Here is an 18,619-nt window from a genome sequence, read left to right on the forward strand (position 1 = left end):
GAAGGGGCGAAGGTCCGAGATGGCCAATTCCGGAAATTAAAGTGGGTGGTTCAGATCGGCTCTACCTCTCCCGGCCGCCAAGTCTTGTTGAACCATGGTTCAAGCGGACCATAGAGACGCAGAAGTATATTCCAGCCCTTTCCCGGGATGGTCTGCGCCCAATTGCTTTCCTTGCCTGCCGGGGCGGTCGGCCCGAAATAAACATCTACGGAGCCATCGGCGTCTGTCACCAACCCCTTGGTCAAGCTTCCGACGGCTGGAGATTGTTGATCGGTCTGAAGCATCGAGCGTGTTTGGTTGTCGTACACCGTGAACGACCAGAAATCTTTGGCCGGAATGTTGGGCGGCATGCGAATGCGATACGTCTTGCTGCCATCGAGCGGGCTGCCCTTTGCGTCAACGAATGCACCGGCGTACTGCGAGCCTTCTCCCACCATTTTCATGGTCATCGCCGGTGTTACACCCGTTGCATAAAAGAAGAACATGGTTTTTGCGTCGAGGATGACGGCACCATTCTCCTCGAATTTATAGCTTCCCCCGACGAATGGCGTTACCCACGCACTGTTTGGGTAGAAATAGCCTTCCTTCATCCGGGTCCTGTAGGCCAATGTACGGGCTGTGGCGTCGCCAACAGCTGCGGCGTCCATCAGGATCTTCTGCATGCGCGCGTCGGGTGCAAACGGTTTGCCTTTCTCGATACCTATGGCGGCGAACAAGCCTAATGTGTCCGGGTCGATAGCATCGATTGGCTCATCCTGTATGACGCGATTGGTGTACTCGAATAAGGAGTAGTCGCCCGGTCCGATGGTGTTAAACGCCTTACCCGAGATGTTGACGAATTTCATCGGGGGCGGGTTGGCGGCCTGACTGAGCGAATACACTTTCAGGTTCTTCTTGACACTATCGACGCCCGGTTTCGGATCACCATCCTTCAAGAATGTTCTGAAGAACATCAGGTTTCCAAAGGTACGCGAACGCGCGACATGATATCCGTCGGGGATCGGGCCGGCGTAGCCTGGTGGCAGCAAGAGGTACTTTCCACCTTTTCCTTTGTCCGGCCCGGTGATGCCAATGTCGGTGACCCAGCGGAACCAGGCATCATCTATTGGGCCGAGCACCTCCGGCGGAATTTCCAGAACCAGCGGGCCACCCTTGGTATCTAGATAAAGCAAATTGTAGACGGTGGTCGTGTTCGCCGTGAGGAATAGTGACTTGGCGTCCAACAGTTGCTCTGTGATGAGGACGGTCTGATTGACGGGGCCGAACTCAGAGAAGCCCTTGAGAACGCCCGCAATCGAGACAGCGGGCAGTGCGGCTAGATACGCCTGCACGCCGCGTTGAAAATCGAGGTTGTCGTAGACCCTGGCGACGGTCGCATCATCGGGGAAGCCGTCAGTAAATTTGAGTGTCCCTATGCGGGTTTCCACTGTGTCCGGCGACGTGATCGACCGGGGGATGTCAGTCGTCATTTTCATCTTGTCTTGCGCGCTGGCAGGTAAAACCGCTGACACAACGAGCAAAGTGGCTGCTCCGAACTTCAACGCATCGCGACATTTCATGGCGAGCACTCCGCAACGTGGGAATTGATCTACGAAAACAGATTGTCCTCTAGAAACTTGCTGGCAGCATCAATCAGTAATTGTAGCGGAGCCGCAGAGCTCGCGCTATTGCAATTTCGGTCAGGTGGGTGACAGGAGCAAGACACAAGAGAATGTCCGGCATGGGTCACATTCGCGACCGGGTCGAGCCAGCAGCAAAGTCCGACCAAAGTCCGTTCTGCCGTCGAAAGCGGAAGTCAATTCAGAGGGGCCATGCAGACGGCCGCCAGGCTGGTCGAACCCGCCCTGGACGAGTTCTATGCCACGCTGAGCAGCAAGCAGGAGGCGCGCTTCAACACGCTGCAACAGGTCGCAAGCCCGTGAGAGCGGCGCTCGCGGGACCTACACCACCGTCCGGTGCCGCTCAATGCAGGTGCGCAGCACTTCGTCCATCGGCTTGCCCCACCAGTCGTTGGAGAAGATCTCGATCTCGGAGTAGCCGCCAAAACCCTGCGCCTCGACTGCGGCGCGCGACCGTTTGATGTCGATGACGCCGTCGCCCATCATGCCGCGGTCGTTGAGGATGTCCCTGGTCGGCACCAGCCAGTCGCAGACATGGAAGGCGAGCAAGCGGTCCTTGCCGGCGCGCGCGATCTGGCCCATCAGCTCCGGGTCCCACCAGATGTGATAGACGTCGAGCGCGACGCCGAGCATGCCGCTGCGGCCGGGGTCGAGCCGGTCGCAGATGTCGAGCGCCTGTTTCGTCGTGTTCACGCACGCCCTGTCGGCGGCATAGGCCGGATGCAGGGGCTCGATCGCCAGCGGCAGCTTTGCCTGTTTGGCGTAGTCGAGCATGTCGGCGAGAGCCTCCTCGACCTGTGTCCGCGCGCCGGCGATGTCCTTTGATACCTCGCTGCCCGGCCGTGAATATTGCGGCAGGCCACCGACGACGAGCACGATGCAGGGCGCGCCCAGCGCCTTGGCTTCGTCCACGCAGCGTCGGTTGTCGTCGCGCACTTCGCCTCTACGCGAAGCGTCGGAGGTGAACATGCCGCCGCGGCAATAGCCCGAGAGATCGAGCCCGGCATCATGCACCGCGCGCACGGCGCGGTCGAGCCCGACCGCCGCGACCTGGTCGCGCCAGGGATCGATGGCGCGGATGCCGTGCTTTGCGCAGGCATCGATGATCTCTACGAGGTCACCCTGCTTGCGGACCGTCGCTGTGTTCAGCGACAGCCAGCGATGATCGGACGAGAAATCACGCATCAGGAGTCGATCCCGTGCGAGGCCAGCACGGTCTTCATCCGCCGCGTCGCCAGCTCCGGATTGGCGAGCAGGCCGGCCTGATCGGCGAGCCGGAACAGCTCGGCCAGATGCAGCATCGAGCGTGCGCTCTCCTGGCCGCCGACCATGGTGAAATGATCCTGGTGGCCGTTGAGGTAAGCCATGAACACCACGCCTGTCTTGTAGAACCGCGTCGGCGCCTTGAAGATGTGGCGCGACAGCGGGACAGTCGGACCGAGCACGTCATGGAAGCCGGCGTCGTCGCCGGCAGCTAACCGCGACAGCGCGTAGGACGCCGCCGGCGCGATCGCATCAAAGATGCCGAGCAGCGCATGCGAAAAGCCCTGCTCGTCGCCGGCGATCAGCTCCGCATAATTAAAATCGTCGCCGGTGTACATCTTGATGCGCTTGTCCAGACGCCGGCGCATGTCGATCTCGCGCTGCTTGTCGAGCAGCGACACCTTGACGCCGTCGACCTTGGCGGCGTTGCCGTTGATGATGGCCACCGCAATGTCCATCGCCTTGTCGAGATCTTTCGTGCCCCAATATCCCGTCAAGGCCGGATCGAACATGTCGCCGAGCCAATGGATGATCACGGGCTGCGCGACCCCCGACAGCACGCGGTCGTAGACCTTGGCGTAGTCGTCGGCGTTGCGGCCGAGTTTCGCCAGCGCCCGCGACGCCATCAGGATGATGCGGCCGCCGACCTTCTCGACGGCCGAGATCTGCTCCTCATAGGCGCGGATGACGTCGTCGAGGCTCTTTGCGTCCTCCACGGCGAGATGGTCGGTGCCGGCGCCGGAGAACACCAGCGCGTTGCGCCGTTTGGCGGCTCCGACCGAACGGGTGATCAACTCGAGAGACGTCGGCCAGTCCAGCCCCATGCCGCGCTGGGCGGTGTCCATGGCTTCCGCAACGCCAAGGCCGAGGTCCCAGACGTGCTCGCGGAAGGCGATGGTCTTGTCCCAGTCGACGGCAGCCGAGAGCCAGGGATCGTTGTCGGCGAAGGGATCGACAACCGTGTGCACGGCCGAGAACGCGATGCGGTTCAGCGTGCCTTCTAGCCTTGCCGGAAACGTTCGCGACGCCGCGAGCCGGTAGGTCTCGATCGACCGATCGGCCTTCGGCAGCTTCAATGACAACGACGACATTGAAGGAACGGGCTTGGGCAGGACGGGCTTGTTCATGTCATCCCTCCTCAGACCTTGATCGGGGCGACGTCGATCCAGCGCCGCTCCTTCCAGCTCTTCAGCGCGCATTCGGCGAGTTGCACGCCCTTGACGCCCTCGAGCAGCGTGAACTTGTAGGGCGCATCGTCGTAGACGTGGCGGATGAACATCTCCCACTGTTCCTTGAAGCCGTTGTCGTAGGTGACGTTGTCCGGCAGCTTCTGCCAGTCGCCATAGAAATCGTGCTGCCGCCTCTCGTCGGGATTCCACACCGGCCGGGGCGTCGCCTGCCGCGCCTGGATCATGCAGTCGGTGAGCCCTGCGACCGCCGAACCGTGGGTGCCGTCGACCTGGAAGGTGACGAGGTCGTCGCGATAGACGCGCGTCACCCAGGACATGTTGATATGGGCGATGACGCCGCCCTCGAGCTGGAAGGTCGCGTAGGCGGAATCGTCCGCGGTCGCCTTGTACTTCTGGCCCTGCTCGTCATAGCGCTCGGGGATGTCGGTGTTGCCGATGCAAACCACGCTCTGGACATTGCCGAAGAGGCTGTCGAGCACGTAGCGCCAGTGGCAGACCATATCGAGGATGATGCCGCCGCCGTCCTCGTCGCGGTAGTTCCAGGACGGCCGCTGCGCCTCCTGCCAGCCACCTTCGAACACCCAATAGCCGAACTCGCCGCGCACCGAGAGGATGCGACCAAAGAAGCCGGAGTCGCGCAGGAAGGCGATCTTCTTCAGGCCCGGCAGGAACAGCTTGTCCTGCACGGTGCCATGCTTGACGCCCTTGGCGTTGGCGAGCTTGACGACTTCGAGCGCCTCCTCAAAATTCGTCGCGATCGGCTTCTCGCAATAAACGTGCTTGCCGGCATTGATGGCCTGGGTCAGCAAGCCCGGCCGCGCCTGCGTCGTCGCGGCGTCGAAGAACATGGCGTCGTTCTTGTCGGCGAGCGCTGCGTCGAGGTCGGTGGTCCAGCGCGTGATGTTGAAGCGCTTGGCAAGGCCCTCGACTTTTTCCGCGCTGCGGCCGACCAGGATCGGATCCGGCATCACGCGATCGCCGTTCTTCAGCCTGACGCCGCCCTGGTCGCGGATCGCGACGATCGAGCGAATCAGATGCTGGTTGAGCCCCATGCGGCCGGTGACGCCGTTCATGATGAGGCCGAGGCGTTGCGTGGTCATGCCGATTTCTCCCAGAGTGATTTTGGCTGTTCGAGCGGGGCCAGCGCCGACCAGTCCGGATGGACCGACGTCGCAAAGCCCGTTGCGTTCAGCGATCCCGTCACGAGATCGCCGCTGTGGATTTTGAGCCGGATGCCCTGCCCGGCGTCGGCGTAGAGATCGGGATGCGCATGGGCGAAGGCCTGGGCTTCAGCGGCGGGCGTCTCGCCGAAGCCATCGACGTAATGATGGCCGTTGCGCTCCGCATGGGTGATGCCGATGAGCGCACCCAGCGCGACGTCCTGCTGCACAGCGAGGCCAGCCTGGCAAGTCAGGTCCTCGCCGGTCACAAAGAACTTCTCTCCGCCTACGCTCCATTTTGCTGAGCGCGTCGCGTTGACGATGGACTTGTAGAGTCCCTTACACGATTTCGAGGAGATACCGCGATACCCAAGCGCCCGCGCCGCCGGGAATGCATCGTAGGAATCATCGGCCTCGTCGATGATGAAGCCGCGGGCTGCGAGCGAACCGAGCGGCGACTGCCGGGTGATGTCGCGCGGCATGGGTTGCTCGACATAGAGCAGGCGCGACGAAATCGGCCGCAATGCGGGATCGCGATCAAGCCGGTCGATCAGTGCTTGCAACGCGGCGAGATCGGCATATTGCTCGTTCGCGTCGAGAGTCACCTTGTACTCGTGCCCGAGCGTGTCGAGCTCCCTGCCGATGCGCTCCAGCCGCGCCGCGTCCGCCGCGGGATCGCCCGAGAGCTTCAGCTTGAAATAACGCGCGCCGGCATTCTCGAGCGCGTCGGCAACGCCGCCCTCGCCTTCAACGGTATCGTCGAGTCCGATGGTATGCCTGATAGCAACGCGCGCCAGCGGCTCTCGGCCTGCGAGAAATTGCGCGATGTCCGTCTCCTTCAGGTCGGGCGATAGCCGCGCATCGATGCCGGCGATATTCCCGGCCATCCCATCGAAGAAATTGGTCTCCGCGGCACGCAGCAGAGCATCGAGGACCGCCTTGTCGATCTCCGCCGGGCCATAAGCCGCAGCCAGCGCCGGAATGTTCTTTTTCGCACAGGTCGCGACCTGGGCACCGATGCACGACGCATGCAGATCGAACGCCGTCAGGAACCCGGTCCGCGCCAGATAAAGCCCGCGCGCGATCTCCAGCGCACGGCGCAACTCGTCGACCGTCTGCGCCGGAGACAGCTCCGGCCGCTTGTCGAACCATTTTGGCACCAGCAGCTCGGCGCTGGCGCCGACCGCAGTTCCCTCGACTTTGCTTTTGCCCTCGACTTCGATCTCGACCCGCACGAACAACTGCGGTGTCGCGTTGATCGTGATCGCGCCAAAGCGGAACGGCCGCGCGAACTGCACGGGTCGTTCGAAGAACGCGATATCTCGCAGCTTCAGGCGCGGCGCCATGGCGTTAGTCCAGCGATCCCTGTGAGAAGAAATGCTTGCGAATGCGCTGCACGAGCTCGGTGAAGACAGGATCGGCCATCACGTCGAGCGAGCGCGGGCGCGGCAACGGCACGTCGTAGATCGCGGCGACCGCGCCGGGCCGCTCGGTCATAACCAGCACGCGGTCGGCGAGGAACACGGCCTCTGGAATCGAATGCGTGATCAGCAGCACGGTCTTCCTGGTTTCGCGCTGGATCCGCATCAGCTCGACATTCATGCGCTCGCGCGTCAGCGCGTCCAGCGCGCCGAACGGCTCGTCCATCAGCATGATCTTGGGATCATGCACCAGCGCGCGGCAGATCGAGGCGCGCTGCTGCATGCCGCCGGAAAGCTGCCAAGGCAGCTTCTTCTCGAAGCCTTCGAGCCCGGTCAGCTTCAACAGCGCCTTGGCGCGGTCGAGATATTTTTGCCGCGGCAACCGCTTCATGTCGATCGGCAGCATCACGTTGGACAGGATGTTGCGCCACGGCAGCAGCAGCGCGTTCTGGAAGACGATGCCGACATTGCCGTGCGGCTTTGTCACCTTCTCCCCTTCGACCAGGATCTCGCCCGCCGTCGGCGGCAGCAATCCCGAGATCAGCTTGAGCAGCGTCGACTTGCCGCAGCCGCTTGGTCCGACCACGACGAAGAATTCGCCCTCGTTGATGTGGAAATCGAGCGGCCGCAGCGACGGCACGTCGCCGTCGCGCGTCCGGTAAGTCTTCGACACGCCGGACAGCTTGATGCCCGACGCGTCGCCAGCAGCCCGGTCGCTCACCAGTCTCAGATGCGCAGCCGGCTGCACGGTGTCGCTTGATATTGTCGCTGGTTTCACGAGCCGCTCTTCGGCAGATAATCGTTGGTATAGAACGCCTTCGGGTTCTCCTTGGCCTTGGCGTCGAGCCCGCCATATTCGACCATCAGGTTCACCGAGTCCGTCATGTTCTGGTCGGTGACCTGGAACGGCCGCTTGCTCTTGGTTTCCGGCGTCCGGTAGAGCGGAATGGTGAGCTCAAAGCCCTGCGTCAGCGTATCGATCTTGCCGCCCTTCGGATTGGCATCCAGGATCGACTGCGCCGCCGCCTTCGGCTCCTTCTCGGCGGCTTCGACCGCCTTCGTCGTCGCCGACATGAAGCGGCGGACGAGATCGGCATTGGCCTTTACATAGTCCGAGTTGGCGATGATGCCGGAGGAGACCATGTTGATGCCGTAGTCGGCGAACTTGATCGGGAACACGTCCTTGCCGGTGGCGTCCTTGATCTTCATCGACTGGTCCATGACGTAGCCGAGCAGAAGATCGGCCTGGCCGTTGATGACGGCGTTGAGCTTGGTCTGGCCGTCGCCGGCGACGGTCGTGAAGTCGCTCTCCTTCAGGCCGGTCTTCTTCAGGAACAGCGGCCAGATCTGGGTCATGGAATCGGCCGGCGTGATCGCCACCGTCTTGCCCTTGATGTCTTCGGGCTTCCTGATGTTCTTGTCGGCAAAACCCATGGCGGACATCGGGCTGGTCTGGAGCAGCACGCCGGTCGCGATCACGGGCGCGCCCTTGATCGCGGCGCGCATCATGGTGGGAACGTCGACATAGCCGAAATCGGCGGTCTTGGCGGCAACGGCCTGCGTGGTCGCCGCCGAGCCGCGGCCTTCCTGGATCTCGAGATCGATGCCCTCGGCCGCATAGATGCCCTTGGCCTTGCCGTAATAGAACGGCGCGTGCTCGCCATAGACGTACCAGTTCAGCATCAGCACGACCTTGTCGGCTGCCTGCGCCGGCATGGCCACGAACACCATCAGCGCCGCTGAGACAGCTCCTATCCACCGCTTCATCATCACTCTCCCTTGTCGTTATTGGCCGGCCGTTGGGTGGCCGTTCGTTGCTTAAGTTAAGAAGCGAAAATCACGTCCTCGCGCTGGCTGACATGCCAGGGAATGACCAGCTTCTCGATCCGGTCGACGATCCAGAACAGCACGACGCCGAGCAGCGCCAGGATCACGAGGGCTGCGAACATCGTCGGCAGGTCGAAGGTGCCGATCGAGCGCTGCATCACATAGCCGATGCCGGAATTGGAGCCGACGAACTCGCCGACGACGGCACCGACCACGGCAAGCGTCACCGAGACTTTGAGGCCGGAGAAAATCGCGGGCAGCGCATGCGGCAGGTTCACGGCACAAAACACCTGGAAGCGGCTGCCCTGCATGGCGCGGGCGAGATCGACCATATCGGGATCGACCGACTTGAAGCCCTGCACGGCCGAGACCACCACCGGGAAGAAGCCGAGCAGGAACGCCGAGATCACTTTTGGAATGATGCCGAAGCCGAACCAGACCACGAACAGCGGCGCAATCGCGATCTTCGGCACGGATTGGGAAAACACCAGCAGCGGATAGACGTAGCTCTCCACCGTCTTCGAGCCCGCGATCAGCATCGCCACGGGAATGCCGAACAGCGCGGAGAGCATAAAGCCGCAGACGGTCGCGTAGGTCGTCGGCCAGGACTGGCGCAGCAATTCCGGCCAGTCGGTCCACAGGACCGCGACGACGTCGGCCGGCGACGGGATCTGATAGGCGGGGATCCTGAACAGCCGGATCGCAAGATCCCAGGCCACGACGATGAAGACCAGGAACAAAAACGGCCGGATCCAGGCCGCATTCAGCATCTTGGACACCGCATTTTGCGGCTTCAACTCAGCCACGTCTCACTCCCGGTCGTCTTGTTCTTCGGGGAGAAATTAACCCGTTGGATAAATACTGTCTAGTGGTTTTCCCTGTGACGTTTTGGGCCTGTTCCACTCTCGTCATGCCTGGGCTTGTCCCGGGCATCCACGTGTTTGCCTCACGCGCGGATACGCGTGGATGGCCGGGACAAGCCCGGCCATGACGATTGCGGCATAAGTGGAAAGTTAAACTGTCTGCGCCACCGTGGCGCGCTTTTTCGGCGGCTTGGCGATATCGAATAGCGCAACCGACTGCCCCGTCAGCGCCGCCAGCACGAGGCCCGCCATGTGCGCCAGCCGCTCGTCCTTGGCGTCCTTGGCGAGCAAATCCCGGCCGAAGATCACGCTGAGCGTCGCCGAGTTCGAGAGATAGAAGAAGCTGAGCGCCGCGATCGAGATGTAGAGCTGCACCGGATCGACGGCGACCTGGAAGTCGCCGCTCTCGACGCCGCGCCGCACCACGGTGCGGATCATCTCGACGAAGGGCGAATGCATCGACTTGACCTTGGCCGAGCGCTTCAGGTGCTTTGCGCGCGCCAGGTTCTCGGTCTGGAGCAGCGACAGGAATTCCGGATTGCGCAGGAAATAGGTCCAGGTGAACTCGATCAAGCGCCTGATCGCCTCGGGCGGATCGAGATGTTCGAGATCGAGCCCGCGCTCTTCGCTGCGGATCTTGTCATAGGCGCCCTCGAGCACCGCGAGATAGAGCTCGTCCTTGTTGCCGACGTGATAATAGAGCATGCGCTTGTTGGCGCCGGCTTTCGCCGCGATGCGGTCGACGCGCGCGCCGGCGAGCCCGTGGGTCGAAAACTCCTGCTTGGCAGCCTCGAGGATGCGCAGCCGCATCCCCTCGGGGTCGCGCTGCCATTTCAGAGTTTGCTTTGCCTTAGCCAAACCGGTTGCTCGCTTTGTGCTCTCGATACTGCCTCTATCACGCGCGCGCGCGTTTGAGAACGAAGGATCTCGTGCCCCGGACGCAGCGCAGCGCCCTTCAGCGATGCGCCGCAGAGCCGGGACACGAGAGTGGGGCCTTCAATCCGCCGGCTTCGGCGAGCGCTGCAAGAGCACCGTCTGGATGCCGCAAGTGCCGTTCCGCACCGTCATGATCCGCGTGCCCGGCTTGCGACCGTTGCGCACCTCGGTCACGTCGAGGCCGGCGGCGATCAGGCGGGCGCGCGTGGCATCGATGTCGGCGACCCGCCAGCTCAGGCCCCAGAGACGGTCATGCTTGAGGTCGCCGCCCGCCACGGGACGGCGCACCACCTCGACGATGAGGTCGCCACAACGGAAGAACATCAGCTGGCCCCAATCCTGGTGCGAGCGGTCGAGCGCCAGATCGAGCCCAAGCCGCGCGCCATAGAGCGCCGCAGCGCGGTCGGAGTCCTCGGTCGTGATCACGACGTGGTCGAGTGCGTCGATCGGCGCGACGTCGGTCGCCGCCGAGAGCGGACGCTCCTCGGCAAGCTCCAGGAAGAACATGCGCATGCCGCGCGTGTGCTCGGTCGCGGCCCGCGTGCGCTTCCAGTGCAGGACAGCGCCGGTCGCGGCGTCGCCGCTCTCGACCTCGGCGACCGGATCCGGCTTCAAGGCCACCCGGTCCAGCCGCCGGTGCATCTTGCCCATGTCTGCGACACGAAAGCACAGGCTGGCGAGCACGCCCTCGCGGTCGTCGAGCAGCGCGCGCATCCGGTCCGCGGCCACGCTGAACCCGCTCGGCGCCATCAGCTCGATCGTCATGTTCGCAAGCGTGAACAGCACGCGGTCGGCGCCCTCGCCGGAATTCTGCCAGGCCGGCGCACGCCCGAGCAGCGTCTGATAGGCCGCCTTGGCCGCGCCGATGTCCTGAACCAGAGCGACGACGTGATCGAGGCCGGTGATCATATCTTCCCTCCCTTTTTATCGGCCTGGAACAACCGGCCGAAACACGGCATTTGTCCGGGCTTGGCATTGCCCAGTGATGGTCGTATTCCGGCCCAATGCTGACCTCAAGCGCCTATGGCCATGGCTTTGCGAATAATTTTGGCGTTTCTCCCGCGGAAGCGGTGCTAAGGTAAGCAGCCGGCCGGGACCACCCAGCGCATCACGGACAACCAATGCAGGCCCTCTTTATCGGACAGACCTATATCGACGTCGTCTTCATCACCGACCACATGCCGACCGGCGACGAGAAGCACGTGGCTTCGGACTACGCGGTGTCCTTCGGCGGCAACGCGGTCACGGCGGCATTCTGCTGCGCCAAGCTCGGCATCGTTCCCGATCTCATCGCGACCGCAGCCAACGACTGGTTAGGGCGCATGTTCATGGACATGTGCGCGAAATATGCGATCTCGCTGCATGGGCGGAAGGTGAACCAGTCGTCGCTGTCCTTCATCATGCCCAAGGACGGCAAGCGCGCCATCGTCCGCTGCCGCGACGACGATCACATCCATCCGTTCCCGATGCTCAATCTCGGCGGCTGCCGCGCGCTGCATATTGACGGCCATCAGCCCGATGCCGCGATCCACTATGCGAAAGTCTGCCGCGAGGCCGGCATTCTGACCTCGCTCGACGGCGGCGGCCTGCGCACCAACACGCATGAGCTGCTCGAATTCATCGACGTCGCGATCGTCGCCGAGCGCCTGTGCGAACAGATGGACCTGACGCCGGACAAGATGCTGGACTACCTCAAGAGCCGCGGCTGCAAGATCGGCGGCATCACCATGGGCGAAAAAGGCCTGCTCTGGTACAACGAGACCGGCACGGTCGAGACCATGCCGGCGATGCCGATTCCGCGCGAGCGCGTGATCGACACCAACGGCGCCGGCGACGTGTTCCACGGCGCCTATGTCTATTCCTACCTCGCGCACCCCGGCAAAAGCTGGCGCGAGCATTTCGACTTCGCGCGGGCTGCATCGACCTTCAAGATCCAGCGGCTTGGCAACGAGGCGGGACTTCCGACCCTTGTCGACATCGCCAAAGTCAGGCACGAGTTCGAGGTCAGGGTCTAGGATTTTTAAAGGCATATCATGGGGCGCGTCTTCGTCGCCGGCAGCATCAACATGGATGTGGTGGCAACCGCCGATCGCCACCCAAAAGTCGGCGAGACCGTCGCCGGCAAGCAGGTGCTGTATTTCCCGGGCGGCAAGGGCGCGAATCAGGCGGTCGCCTCCTCGCGGCTCGGCGCCAGGACCACGCTGATCGGCCGGCTGGGCCAGGATTCCTTTGGCGGCGAGCTGAGGGCCTTCCTCGGCGCTCAGGGCATCGATCTCGGCCATGTAACGGAGACAGCCGAGGCGCATACCGGCACCGCCATCATCACGGTGGCGGAGGCCGACAACACCATTGTCGTTATTCCCGGCACCAACGCGCTGGTCAGCGCCGATGACGTCGCGGCCGTTCCGCTGGCGAAGGGCGATGTGGCCGTCAGCCAGTTCGAGATCCCGCTGCCGACGATTGCCGCGTTCTTCCAGCGCGCTCGCGCTGCCGGCGCCGCGACCGTGCTCAATCCCGCGCCGGCGCAGAAAATGTCCAGCGAGCTGCTCGCGCTCGTCGACATCCTCGTGCTGAACGAGACCGAGCTTGGATTCCTCGCCGGCACCGAACTCACCGACAGCGATGAGGCATCGCGCATCATTGAAGTCGCGCGACGGCTTCAGGCGTGCGCGGACCAGACCATCTGCATCACGCTCGGCAAGCGCGGCGTGCTCGCGCTCGCCGGCCGTGACGAATTTTCGGTGCCAGGCCGCGTGGTGAAGGCGGTCGACACAACAGGCGCCGGCGATTGCTTCGTCGGCGCGCTCGCAGCGCAACTGGCCGATGGCGCGGCCTTGCGCGCAGCCCTCACCTTCGCCAACGCCGCTGCGTCGATCTCCGTGCAGCGTATGGGCGCTGGGCCGTCGATGCCGACGGCGGCGGAGGTGGCGGCTGTTCTTTAGAGCGTGGCGCTTCCTTCGCCTCTCCCCGCAAGAACGGGGAGAGGGAGAGAACCTCACGCCAACGCGCTCTTCAGGTCAAAACTTTCATCCGCGGCCTGCTCTGGCGTGATCGAGCGGTCCATGCCCTGCAATCTGCGACCGAACATATGATCGCCGGCACGGTTGATCGACTCGATGCCGAGCAGCTTGTCGCCCTTGTAGCAGAACGCCGAGAACGCCTTCTTGGCGGCATCGCCGCGCAGTACGACGCGGTCGTAGCCTGTGGTGAGGCCTGCGATCTGGAGCTTGTCGTCGCCCTGGTCGCTCCAGAACCAGGGATGACTGTCATAGACCTTCCTGTCGCCGGTCAGCCGCGCCGCCACGCACCGGGCGTGATCGGTCGCGTTCTGCACCGATTCCAGCCGCTGCGATCCGCCGAAGCGCGGGCTGGCGAACAGCGCGCAATCGCCGACCGCGGAAATGTTCGGGTCGGATGTCGAGAGATATTCATCGACGATGATGCCGGCGGCGACCGGCAGCCCCGCCTCCGCCGCGAGCTCGATGTTCGGCAGCACGCCGACGCCGACCACGACGAGGTCGGTGGGCAGATGCCGGCCGTCGCTTAAGGAGACGCCGGTAACCTTGCCGCCCTCGGCCTCGATGGAGGTCGCCTGCACCCCGAGGTGAATGCGGATACCGGCCTCGCGATGCCGCGCCTGAAAATACTCGGAGACCTCCGCCGTCACCGCGCGCGCCATCACGCGCGGAGCGAGTTCGAGCACGTCGACTTCAAGTCCCTTGATGCGCGCGGTCGCGGCGAATTCGAGACCGATGAAGCCGGCGCCGATCACCACCACCCGCGTCTTCGACGGCATGATCTTTCGCAGCGCCTCGCTCTCGTCGAGGATACGTAAGTATTTCACGTCGGGCAGATTGGCATTGGGCAGGTCGAGCAGGCGGTTGCGCGCGCCCGTTGCCAGCACAAGGTGGCCGTAGGCAAGCGTCTCCCCCGAGGCGAGCAGCACCTTGCGCTCCGAGCGGTCTATCGAGACGGCGCGGCCCGCGACCAGCTCGATTGTCTGGTCGTGGTAAAATTTCTCCGGCCGGAACATCAGGCTCTCCGGCCCGGCGGAACCCTTGATGTAGGCTTTCGACAGAGGCGGCCGCTGATACGGCAGATGCGCTTCGTCATTGATCAGGCAGATGCGCCCGGAAAAGCCCGCCTGGCGTAGGGATGCCGCGACCTGGTAGCCACCATGGCCGGCACCGATAATGATCACCGGACCGTCTGTCATTGGAACAGCCCGACTTTCTGGACACAGGTATACCCCACGTCGTCTCCTCTCTTGCTGATTTGGCTTGTCAGCCTCGTCGATTGAGGAGCCGGCGCTCGTGTCCGTCCCTAAACGATGGCGGCGCCATTTGAGCCTATCGTTCCGGCTTTCGCAAGAGCGGCCTACGGGGATTGTCACCCCTCATCTTCTGCGATTTAGTTGCAGCAATGACCTCCTGCCGGGGATTTCAAGATGCCAGCTCCCGTCTCCCAACCCGATGATCCCGCTCTGCTGCGGATCGACGGCGCGATCGCGACCATCACCCTCAACCGCCCCGCCGCGTTCAACTCGATCAACCTCGCGATTGCGCAAAAGCTCGAACAGCTCGCGGCCTATATCGAAGGCGCCGACGACATCAGGGTTTTGGTGGTCGAAGGCGAAGGCCGCGCCTTCTCCGCCGGCGGCGATTTGCAGACGATTGGTGCTGCGGCTGAGGCCAACACGGTGACGCCGGTGGTCGGCGAATTGTTGAAGCACTATCACGCCTTCATCGAGACCATCCGGCGCATGCCGAAGCTCTCACTGTCTAGCGTCCACGGCTCGGCCGCCGGCGCCGGCATGGGCCTCGCCTTCGTCACCGATCTCTGCATCGCTGCGGAAGACGCCAAATTCACGCCGGCCTATGCCAAGATCGGCGTCTCGCCGGATGGCGGCAGCACGGTCGGGATCGTCGGCACCGTCGGCTCCCGCCGCGCGCTGCAGATCTTCCTGTCGGAGGACAATTTTACCGCGCAGCAGGCCCATGAATGGGGCCTGGTCGCCAAGATCGTCCCCGCGACCGAGTTGAAGGCGGCGACGCGGCAGTTCGCCGAGCGTCTGGCGCAGAACGCGCCGGCCGCGATCGCCGGCACCAAGTCGCTGGTCTACCAGGCCGCCACCACGCCGGTGAAGCAGCAGCTCGACGCCGAGGAGCACAGGATCATCATGGCGATGAACACGGAGGAGTTTCGCGTCGCCGTGAAGAAGTTCACGAGCAAGGGGAAGTAGCCGCAAGCCTTCATTTCGGGCAGATGTAGCCCGTCCCCGCCGGCGACTTGAAGCAGCCGACCGATTCCGGCAGCACGTGCTGCGGCAGCCACAGCACCACGCTCGGGAAGTAGATCGCAAACGCGATCGTCGCGAAGAACACCACATAGATCGGCAGCGCCGCGCGCAGCGCCTTGGCAAAGCTGACGCCGACGAATTTCGACGCCATCAGCAGCACCAGTCCGTAAGGCGGCGTGATCAGGCCGAAGGCCAGCGTCGCGATCAGCACCACGCCCATGTGCACGCCGTTGATGTCGCCCGCTTCCGTGAGCGCATTAACCAGCGGCATGAAGATGATGATGGTCGGCACCGGCTCGATGAAGTCGCCGATCACGGTGAACAGCAGCACCATCAGCAGCATGATCAAATGCGGATCATTGCCGGCGATCGAGGTGATCACATCGGCGATGTAGCTTGCGCCGCGCAGATAAGCGAGCATCCAGCCGAACGCATTGGCGGCGCCGATCGTGATCAGCGGCAGCGAGAAGATCAGGCCGGCGAGGCAGAAATCGTACGGAATCCTCCTGATGTGCCCCCGATTGAGCGCGGGGATCACGACCACGATGATCCAGGCCACGGCAACCACACCCGCTTCCGTCGGCGTGAACCAGCCGGTCAGAATGCCGCCGAGCAGGATCACCGGGATCATCAGCGGCAAGGCCGCGTCACCTGCCGCGAACACCACCTGCCGCAGCGGCGCGCGCGGCTTGCGCAGGCCCGAGGGGCCGAAGAAATAGCAGTAGATCATCAGCCCGAAGCCGATCATGAGGCCAGGCACCACGCCCGCCATGAACAGCCCCGCGATCGAGACGTTGCCGACCGCGCCATAGACCACGGCGGTAATGCTCGGCGGCACCAGCGCCGCGATGGTCGAGGCGGAGGCGATGATGGCGGCGATGAAGGCGGGCTCATAGCCCTCCCGCTTCATCGGTCCGCCCAGCGCCCGGCTCATCACCGCGACGTCGGCTGTGGTCGAGCCCGACATTTCCGAGAAGAACATGCTGAAGACGACGACGACCTGCGACAGTCCGCCCCTGATATGACCGACCAGCGATACCGACAAGTTGGCGATCCGCACCACCACGTTAGCCGAGCTCATGAGCTCGCCGACCAGCAGGAAGAACGGGATCGCCAGCAGTGCCTCGGAATCGACCCCGTCAAAAATCTTCTGGATGATGGCGGCGAGCGAGACGTCGGAGAGGATCGCGCCGATGAAGACGCCGGCCATCAGCGAGAACGGCACGGGCACGCCGAGATAGCCGAAAGACAGGAAGCAGACCGACATCAACGCCAAAACGATGGGTGCGCTCACGGCTGCGCCCTCGTCTGCGCGTCAGCGACAACAGGCACGGCGTCCTCGTCCGGCGGCTCGGGATGGTCAAAGCCGTTGCGCAGGCCGTTGACGAGCTGTTCGATGGTGAACAGGCCGATCAGGACCCCCGACAGCGGAATGATCGCATAGAGCGAGGCGATCGGTGTGCCCGATGGCAGGCGAAAACTGCCGAAGCCGCGGAGGTAGTTCTGATAGCCGTACCAGATCAGGCAGAAGGCGACGCCGAGCACGATAAGGCGGATGATGATCTCGACGATGATCCGCGGGGTGCCATGCATCGCCTCCGAGATCGCGGTGAGATAGAGGTGGTCGTTGCGCCGTGTCGCAGCCGCAGTGCCAATGAAGATCGCATAGATGAACAGCGTCGAGGTGACTTCCTGGAGCCACAGCCAGGGATGGCCGATGGTGCGGGTGACGATGTCGGCGGTGACCGACAGCGAGAAGCCGAAGCACAGCACGCCGCACAGGATCATCAGCGCGAGCTCGAGCCAGTCGAGCCAGCGCCATTTGAGGTGACGCTGGCGTTGCAGGACGAGTTTGTCGGCGATGGCCATTGATTTCCCCGTCGTCCCGGCGAAGGCCGGGACCCATAACCCCGAAAGGGAGTTGTTGCGCGAGCTGGCGACTCCAAGTCTTCGCCAAACTCAATCCTGTGGTTATGGGTCCCGGCCTTCGCCGGGACGACGCGGAGAAACGCCTGCGCACGCGGACTAATTGATCGACCGGATCAGATCCTTGATCTTCTCGGCGTGCGGGCCGAGCTCCTTGGCGAGCTTGTCGAGATAGGGATCGGCGATCGCCGCAAAACTCTTCTTGTCGACGTTGTCGACGATCTTGACACCCATCTTCTTCAGCTTCTCGGCCGCGGTCCGCTCGAGGTCGAACGCCTTCTGCGGTTCCTTCGAGCTGATCTCGTTGGCCGCGGTCTGCACCCACCCCTTCTGCTCGGCCGACAGGCTCTGCCAGAGCTTGTCCGAGACGAACACCAGTGCGTTGTTGGCCTCGTGCTCGGTGATGTTCAGCACGGGCGCCACCTCGTAGTGCTTGTTGACGAGGTAGACATTGATGCTGTTCTCGGCGACGTCGACCACACCGGTTTGCAGCGAGGTGTAGACGCTGCCGAATGGCATGTGCACGGTCTGGGCGCCGTAGGCCGGGAACATGGTGTCCTCGGTCGCGGTCGCCTGCACGCGGATCTTCAGGCCCTTGATGTCGCCGACATTGTGGATCTCCTTCTTGGAGTACATGTGGCGCACGCCCTGCGAACCGGTCGCGATCACGTGAAGGCCCTGCGTGGTCTCGTCGATCATGGTCTTGAGGGCTTCGAATACGCGGGGATCAGCCAGCCCCTTGACCACGTGGTTCTCGTCACGGAACAGATAATGCAGCGACATCACGCCGGCCTGGGGCGAGATCGTCGCGGTGTTGGCCGAGGAGATGATCGCGAACTCGATGTCGCCGGCCTTCACGAGCTGGAGAACCTGTGGCTCCTGCCCGAGCTGCGCACCGGGATACTGATCGATGATCATGGTGCCCTTGCTCAATTCCTTGAGCTTGTCGGCAAACAGGTCGCCCGCGATCGAATAGCCGGTGTTGCGCGGCTGGTCATAGGCGAAGCGATAATGCTTCACCTCCTGTGCCGACGCGCCCGTGATGAAGAGAACAGCGGCCGTTGCCGCCAGCCCATGTAAAAATCTTGGCATGGATCGTGCAATCATCGTTTCCC

At 63.3% G+C, this 18,619-nt stretch carries 17 protein-coding genes and 1 pseudogene; 4 read left to right on the plus strand and 14 right to left on the minus strand.

Annotation, left to right across the window (positions count from 1 at the left end):
• Positions 1-50 precede the first annotated feature (50 nt).
• Complete coding sequence (locus tag ABIB73_RS14745; RefSeq protein ID WP_354225069.1) at positions 51-1,559, minus strand: DUF1254 domain-containing protein; 1,509 nt, start codon at positions 1,557-1,559, stop codon at positions 51-53.
• 174 nt (positions 1,560-1,733) lie between these two features.
• Between ABIB73_RS14745 and ABIB73_RS14750 the strand changes: the two are divergent.
• Positions 1,734-1,922, plus strand: a pseudogene (locus ABIB73_RS14750) (Spy/CpxP family protein refolding chaperone); the annotation flags it as partial.
• Between the two features lie 18 nt (positions 1,923-1,940).
• Here ABIB73_RS14750 and ABIB73_RS14755 read toward each other — a convergent pair.
• The 9 genes from ABIB73_RS14755 to ABIB73_RS14795 form a co-directional block, all read right to left on the minus strand.
• Positions 1,941-2,804, minus strand: coding sequence for a sugar phosphate isomerase/epimerase family protein (locus ABIB73_RS14755; RefSeq protein WP_354225070.1), 864 nt, complete (start codon positions 2,802-2,804; stop codon positions 1,941-1,943).
• Positions 2,804-4,009, minus strand: coding sequence for a dihydrodipicolinate synthase family protein (locus ABIB73_RS14760; RefSeq protein WP_354225071.1), 1,206 nt, complete (start codon positions 4,007-4,009; stop codon positions 2,804-2,806). The genes ABIB73_RS14755 and ABIB73_RS14760 overlap by 1 nt, the downstream gene beginning before the upstream one ends.
• A gap of 11 nt (positions 4,010-4,020) precedes the next feature.
• On the minus strand, positions 4,021-5,172 hold the full coding sequence (locus ABIB73_RS14765) for a Gfo/Idh/MocA family protein (protein ID WP_354225072.1): 1,152 nt from the start codon (positions 5,170-5,172) through the stop codon (positions 4,021-4,023).
• A complete protein-coding gene (locus tag ABIB73_RS14770; RefSeq protein ID WP_354225073.1) occupies positions 5,169-6,578 on the minus strand; it encodes a hypothetical protein in 1,410 nt (469 codons plus the stop codon). Before ABIB73_RS14770 ends, ABIB73_RS14765 begins: the two co-directional genes overlap by 4 nt.
• A 4-nt stretch (positions 6,579-6,582) precedes the next feature.
• Positions 6,583-7,431: an ABC transporter ATP-binding protein gene (locus tag ABIB73_RS14775; protein WP_354225074.1), complete on the minus strand. Its 849-nt coding sequence runs from the start codon at positions 7,429-7,431 to the stop codon at positions 6,583-6,585.
• Positions 7,428-8,420: an ABC transporter substrate-binding protein gene (locus ABIB73_RS14780; protein WP_354225075.1), complete on the minus strand. Its 993-nt coding sequence runs from the start codon at positions 8,418-8,420 to the stop codon at positions 7,428-7,430. The genes ABIB73_RS14775 and ABIB73_RS14780 overlap by 4 nt, the downstream gene beginning before the upstream one ends.
• Before the next feature lie 56 nt (positions 8,421-8,476).
• Positions 8,477-9,286 (minus strand): ABC transporter permease, encoded by an 810-nt coding sequence (locus tag ABIB73_RS14785; RefSeq protein WP_354225076.1) that lies wholly within the window; start codon positions 9,284-9,286, stop codon positions 8,477-8,479.
• A 207-nt stretch (positions 9,287-9,493) separates the two neighbouring features.
• Positions 9,494-10,201 (minus strand): TetR/AcrR family transcriptional regulator, encoded by a 708-nt coding sequence (locus ABIB73_RS14790; protein ID WP_354225077.1) that lies wholly within the window; start codon positions 10,199-10,201, stop codon positions 9,494-9,496.
• Positions 10,202-10,339: 138 nt separating this feature from the next.
• A complete protein-coding gene (locus tag ABIB73_RS14795; RefSeq protein ID WP_354225078.1) occupies positions 10,340-11,188 on the minus strand; it encodes a VOC family protein in 849 nt (282 codons plus the stop codon).
• A 212-nt stretch (positions 11,189-11,400) separates the two neighbouring features.
• On the opposite strand from ABIB73_RS14795, the gene ABIB73_RS14800 reads away from it, so the two are divergent.
• Together ABIB73_RS14800 and rbsK are read left to right on the plus strand one after the other, a co-directional pair.
• Positions 11,401-12,294, plus strand: coding sequence for a sugar kinase (locus ABIB73_RS14800; RefSeq protein ID WP_354225079.1), 894 nt, complete (start codon positions 11,401-11,403; stop codon positions 12,292-12,294).
• 18 nt (positions 12,295-12,312) lie between these two features.
• A complete protein-coding gene (gene rbsK / locus ABIB73_RS14805; RefSeq protein WP_354225080.1) occupies positions 12,313-13,221 on the plus strand; it encodes a ribokinase in 909 nt (302 codons plus the stop codon).
• A gap of 53 nt (positions 13,222-13,274) precedes the next feature.
• Here rbsK and ABIB73_RS14810 read toward each other — a convergent pair whose 3' ends face one another.
• Positions 13,275-14,495: an NAD(P)/FAD-dependent oxidoreductase gene (locus tag ABIB73_RS14810; protein WP_354225081.1), complete on the minus strand. Its 1,221-nt coding sequence runs from the start codon at positions 14,493-14,495 to the stop codon at positions 13,275-13,277.
• 231 nt (positions 14,496-14,726) lie between these two features.
• Between ABIB73_RS14810 and ABIB73_RS14815 the strand changes: the two genes are divergently transcribed.
• The gene (locus tag ABIB73_RS14815; protein WP_354225082.1) at positions 14,727-15,521 is read left to right on the plus strand and encodes an enoyl-CoA hydratase/isomerase family protein; all 795 of its coding nucleotides are present in this window, start codon (positions 14,727-14,729) and stop codon (positions 15,519-15,521) included.
• Between the two features lie 10 nt (positions 15,522-15,531).
• On the opposite strand, the gene ABIB73_RS14820 is transcribed toward ABIB73_RS14815, so the two are convergent.
• From ABIB73_RS14820 to ABIB73_RS14830, 3 genes are all read right to left on the minus strand, one after another.
• Positions 15,532-16,872 (minus strand): TRAP transporter large permease, encoded by a 1,341-nt coding sequence (locus tag ABIB73_RS14820; protein ID WP_354225083.1) that lies wholly within the window; start codon positions 16,870-16,872, stop codon positions 15,532-15,534.
• On the minus strand, positions 16,869-17,447 hold the full coding sequence (locus tag ABIB73_RS14825; protein WP_354225084.1) for a TRAP transporter small permease: 579 nt from the start codon (positions 17,445-17,447) through the stop codon (positions 16,869-16,871). Before ABIB73_RS14825 ends, ABIB73_RS14820 begins: the two co-directional genes overlap by 4 nt.
• A 156-nt stretch (positions 17,448-17,603) precedes the next feature.
• On the minus strand, positions 17,604-18,611 hold the full coding sequence (locus ABIB73_RS14830; RefSeq protein WP_354225085.1) for a TRAP transporter substrate-binding protein: 1,008 nt from the start codon (positions 18,609-18,611) through the stop codon (positions 17,604-17,606).
• Between the last annotated feature and the right edge of the window lie 8 nt (positions 18,612-18,619).

This window comes from Bradyrhizobium sp. F1.4.3, assembly GCF_040548375.1.
GTDB lineage: Bacteria > Pseudomonadota > Alphaproteobacteria > Rhizobiales > Xanthobacteraceae > Bradyrhizobium.

Excerpts from the sequence above, each read along its gene's own strand:
- ABIB73_RS14745 (WP_354225069.1), bottom strand. The coding sequence starts at position 1,559 with ATGAAATGTCGCGATGCGTTGAAGTTCGGAGCAGCCACTTTGCTCGTT.
- ABIB73_RS14815 (WP_354225082.1), top strand. The coding sequence starts at position 14,727 with ATGCCAGCTCCCGTCTCCCAACCCGATGATCCCGCTCTGCTGCGGATC.
- rbsK (WP_354225080.1), top strand. The coding sequence starts at position 12,313 with ATGGGGCGCGTCTTCGTCGCCGGCAGCATCAACATGGATGTGGTGGCA.
- ABIB73_RS14755 (WP_354225070.1), bottom strand. The coding sequence starts at position 2,804 with ATGCGTGATTTCTCGTCCGATCATCGCTGGCTGTCGCTGAACACAGCG.
- ABIB73_RS14795 (WP_354225078.1), bottom strand. The coding sequence starts at position 11,188 with ATGATCACCGGCCTCGATCACGTCGTCGCTCTGGTTCAGGACATCGGC.
- ABIB73_RS14760 (WP_354225071.1), bottom strand. The coding sequence starts at position 4,009 with ATGAACAAGCCCGTCCTGCCCAAGCCCGTTCCTTCAATGTCGTCGTTG.
- ABIB73_RS14810 (WP_354225081.1), bottom strand. The coding sequence starts at position 14,495 with ATGACAGACGGTCCGGTGATCATTATCGGTGCCGGCCATGGTGGCTAC.
- ABIB73_RS14830 (WP_354225085.1), bottom strand. The coding sequence starts at position 18,611 with ATGATTGCACGATCCATGCCAAGATTTTTACATGGGCTGGCGGCAACG.
- ABIB73_RS14780 (WP_354225075.1), bottom strand. The coding sequence starts at position 8,420 with ATGAAGCGGTGGATAGGAGCTGTCTCAGCGGCGCTGATGGTGTTCGTG.
- ABIB73_RS14770 (WP_354225073.1), bottom strand. The coding sequence starts at position 6,578 with ATGGCGCCGCGCCTGAAGCTGCGAGATATCGCGTTCTTCGAACGACCC.
- ABIB73_RS14800 (WP_354225079.1), top strand. The coding sequence starts at position 11,401 with ATGCAGGCCCTCTTTATCGGACAGACCTATATCGACGTCGTCTTCATC.
- ABIB73_RS14825 (WP_354225084.1), bottom strand. The coding sequence starts at position 17,447 with ATGGCCATCGCCGACAAACTCGTCCTGCAACGCCAGCGTCACCTCAAA.
- ABIB73_RS14765 (WP_354225072.1), bottom strand. The coding sequence starts at position 5,172 with ATGACCACGCAACGCCTCGGCCTCATCATGAACGGCGTCACCGGCCGC.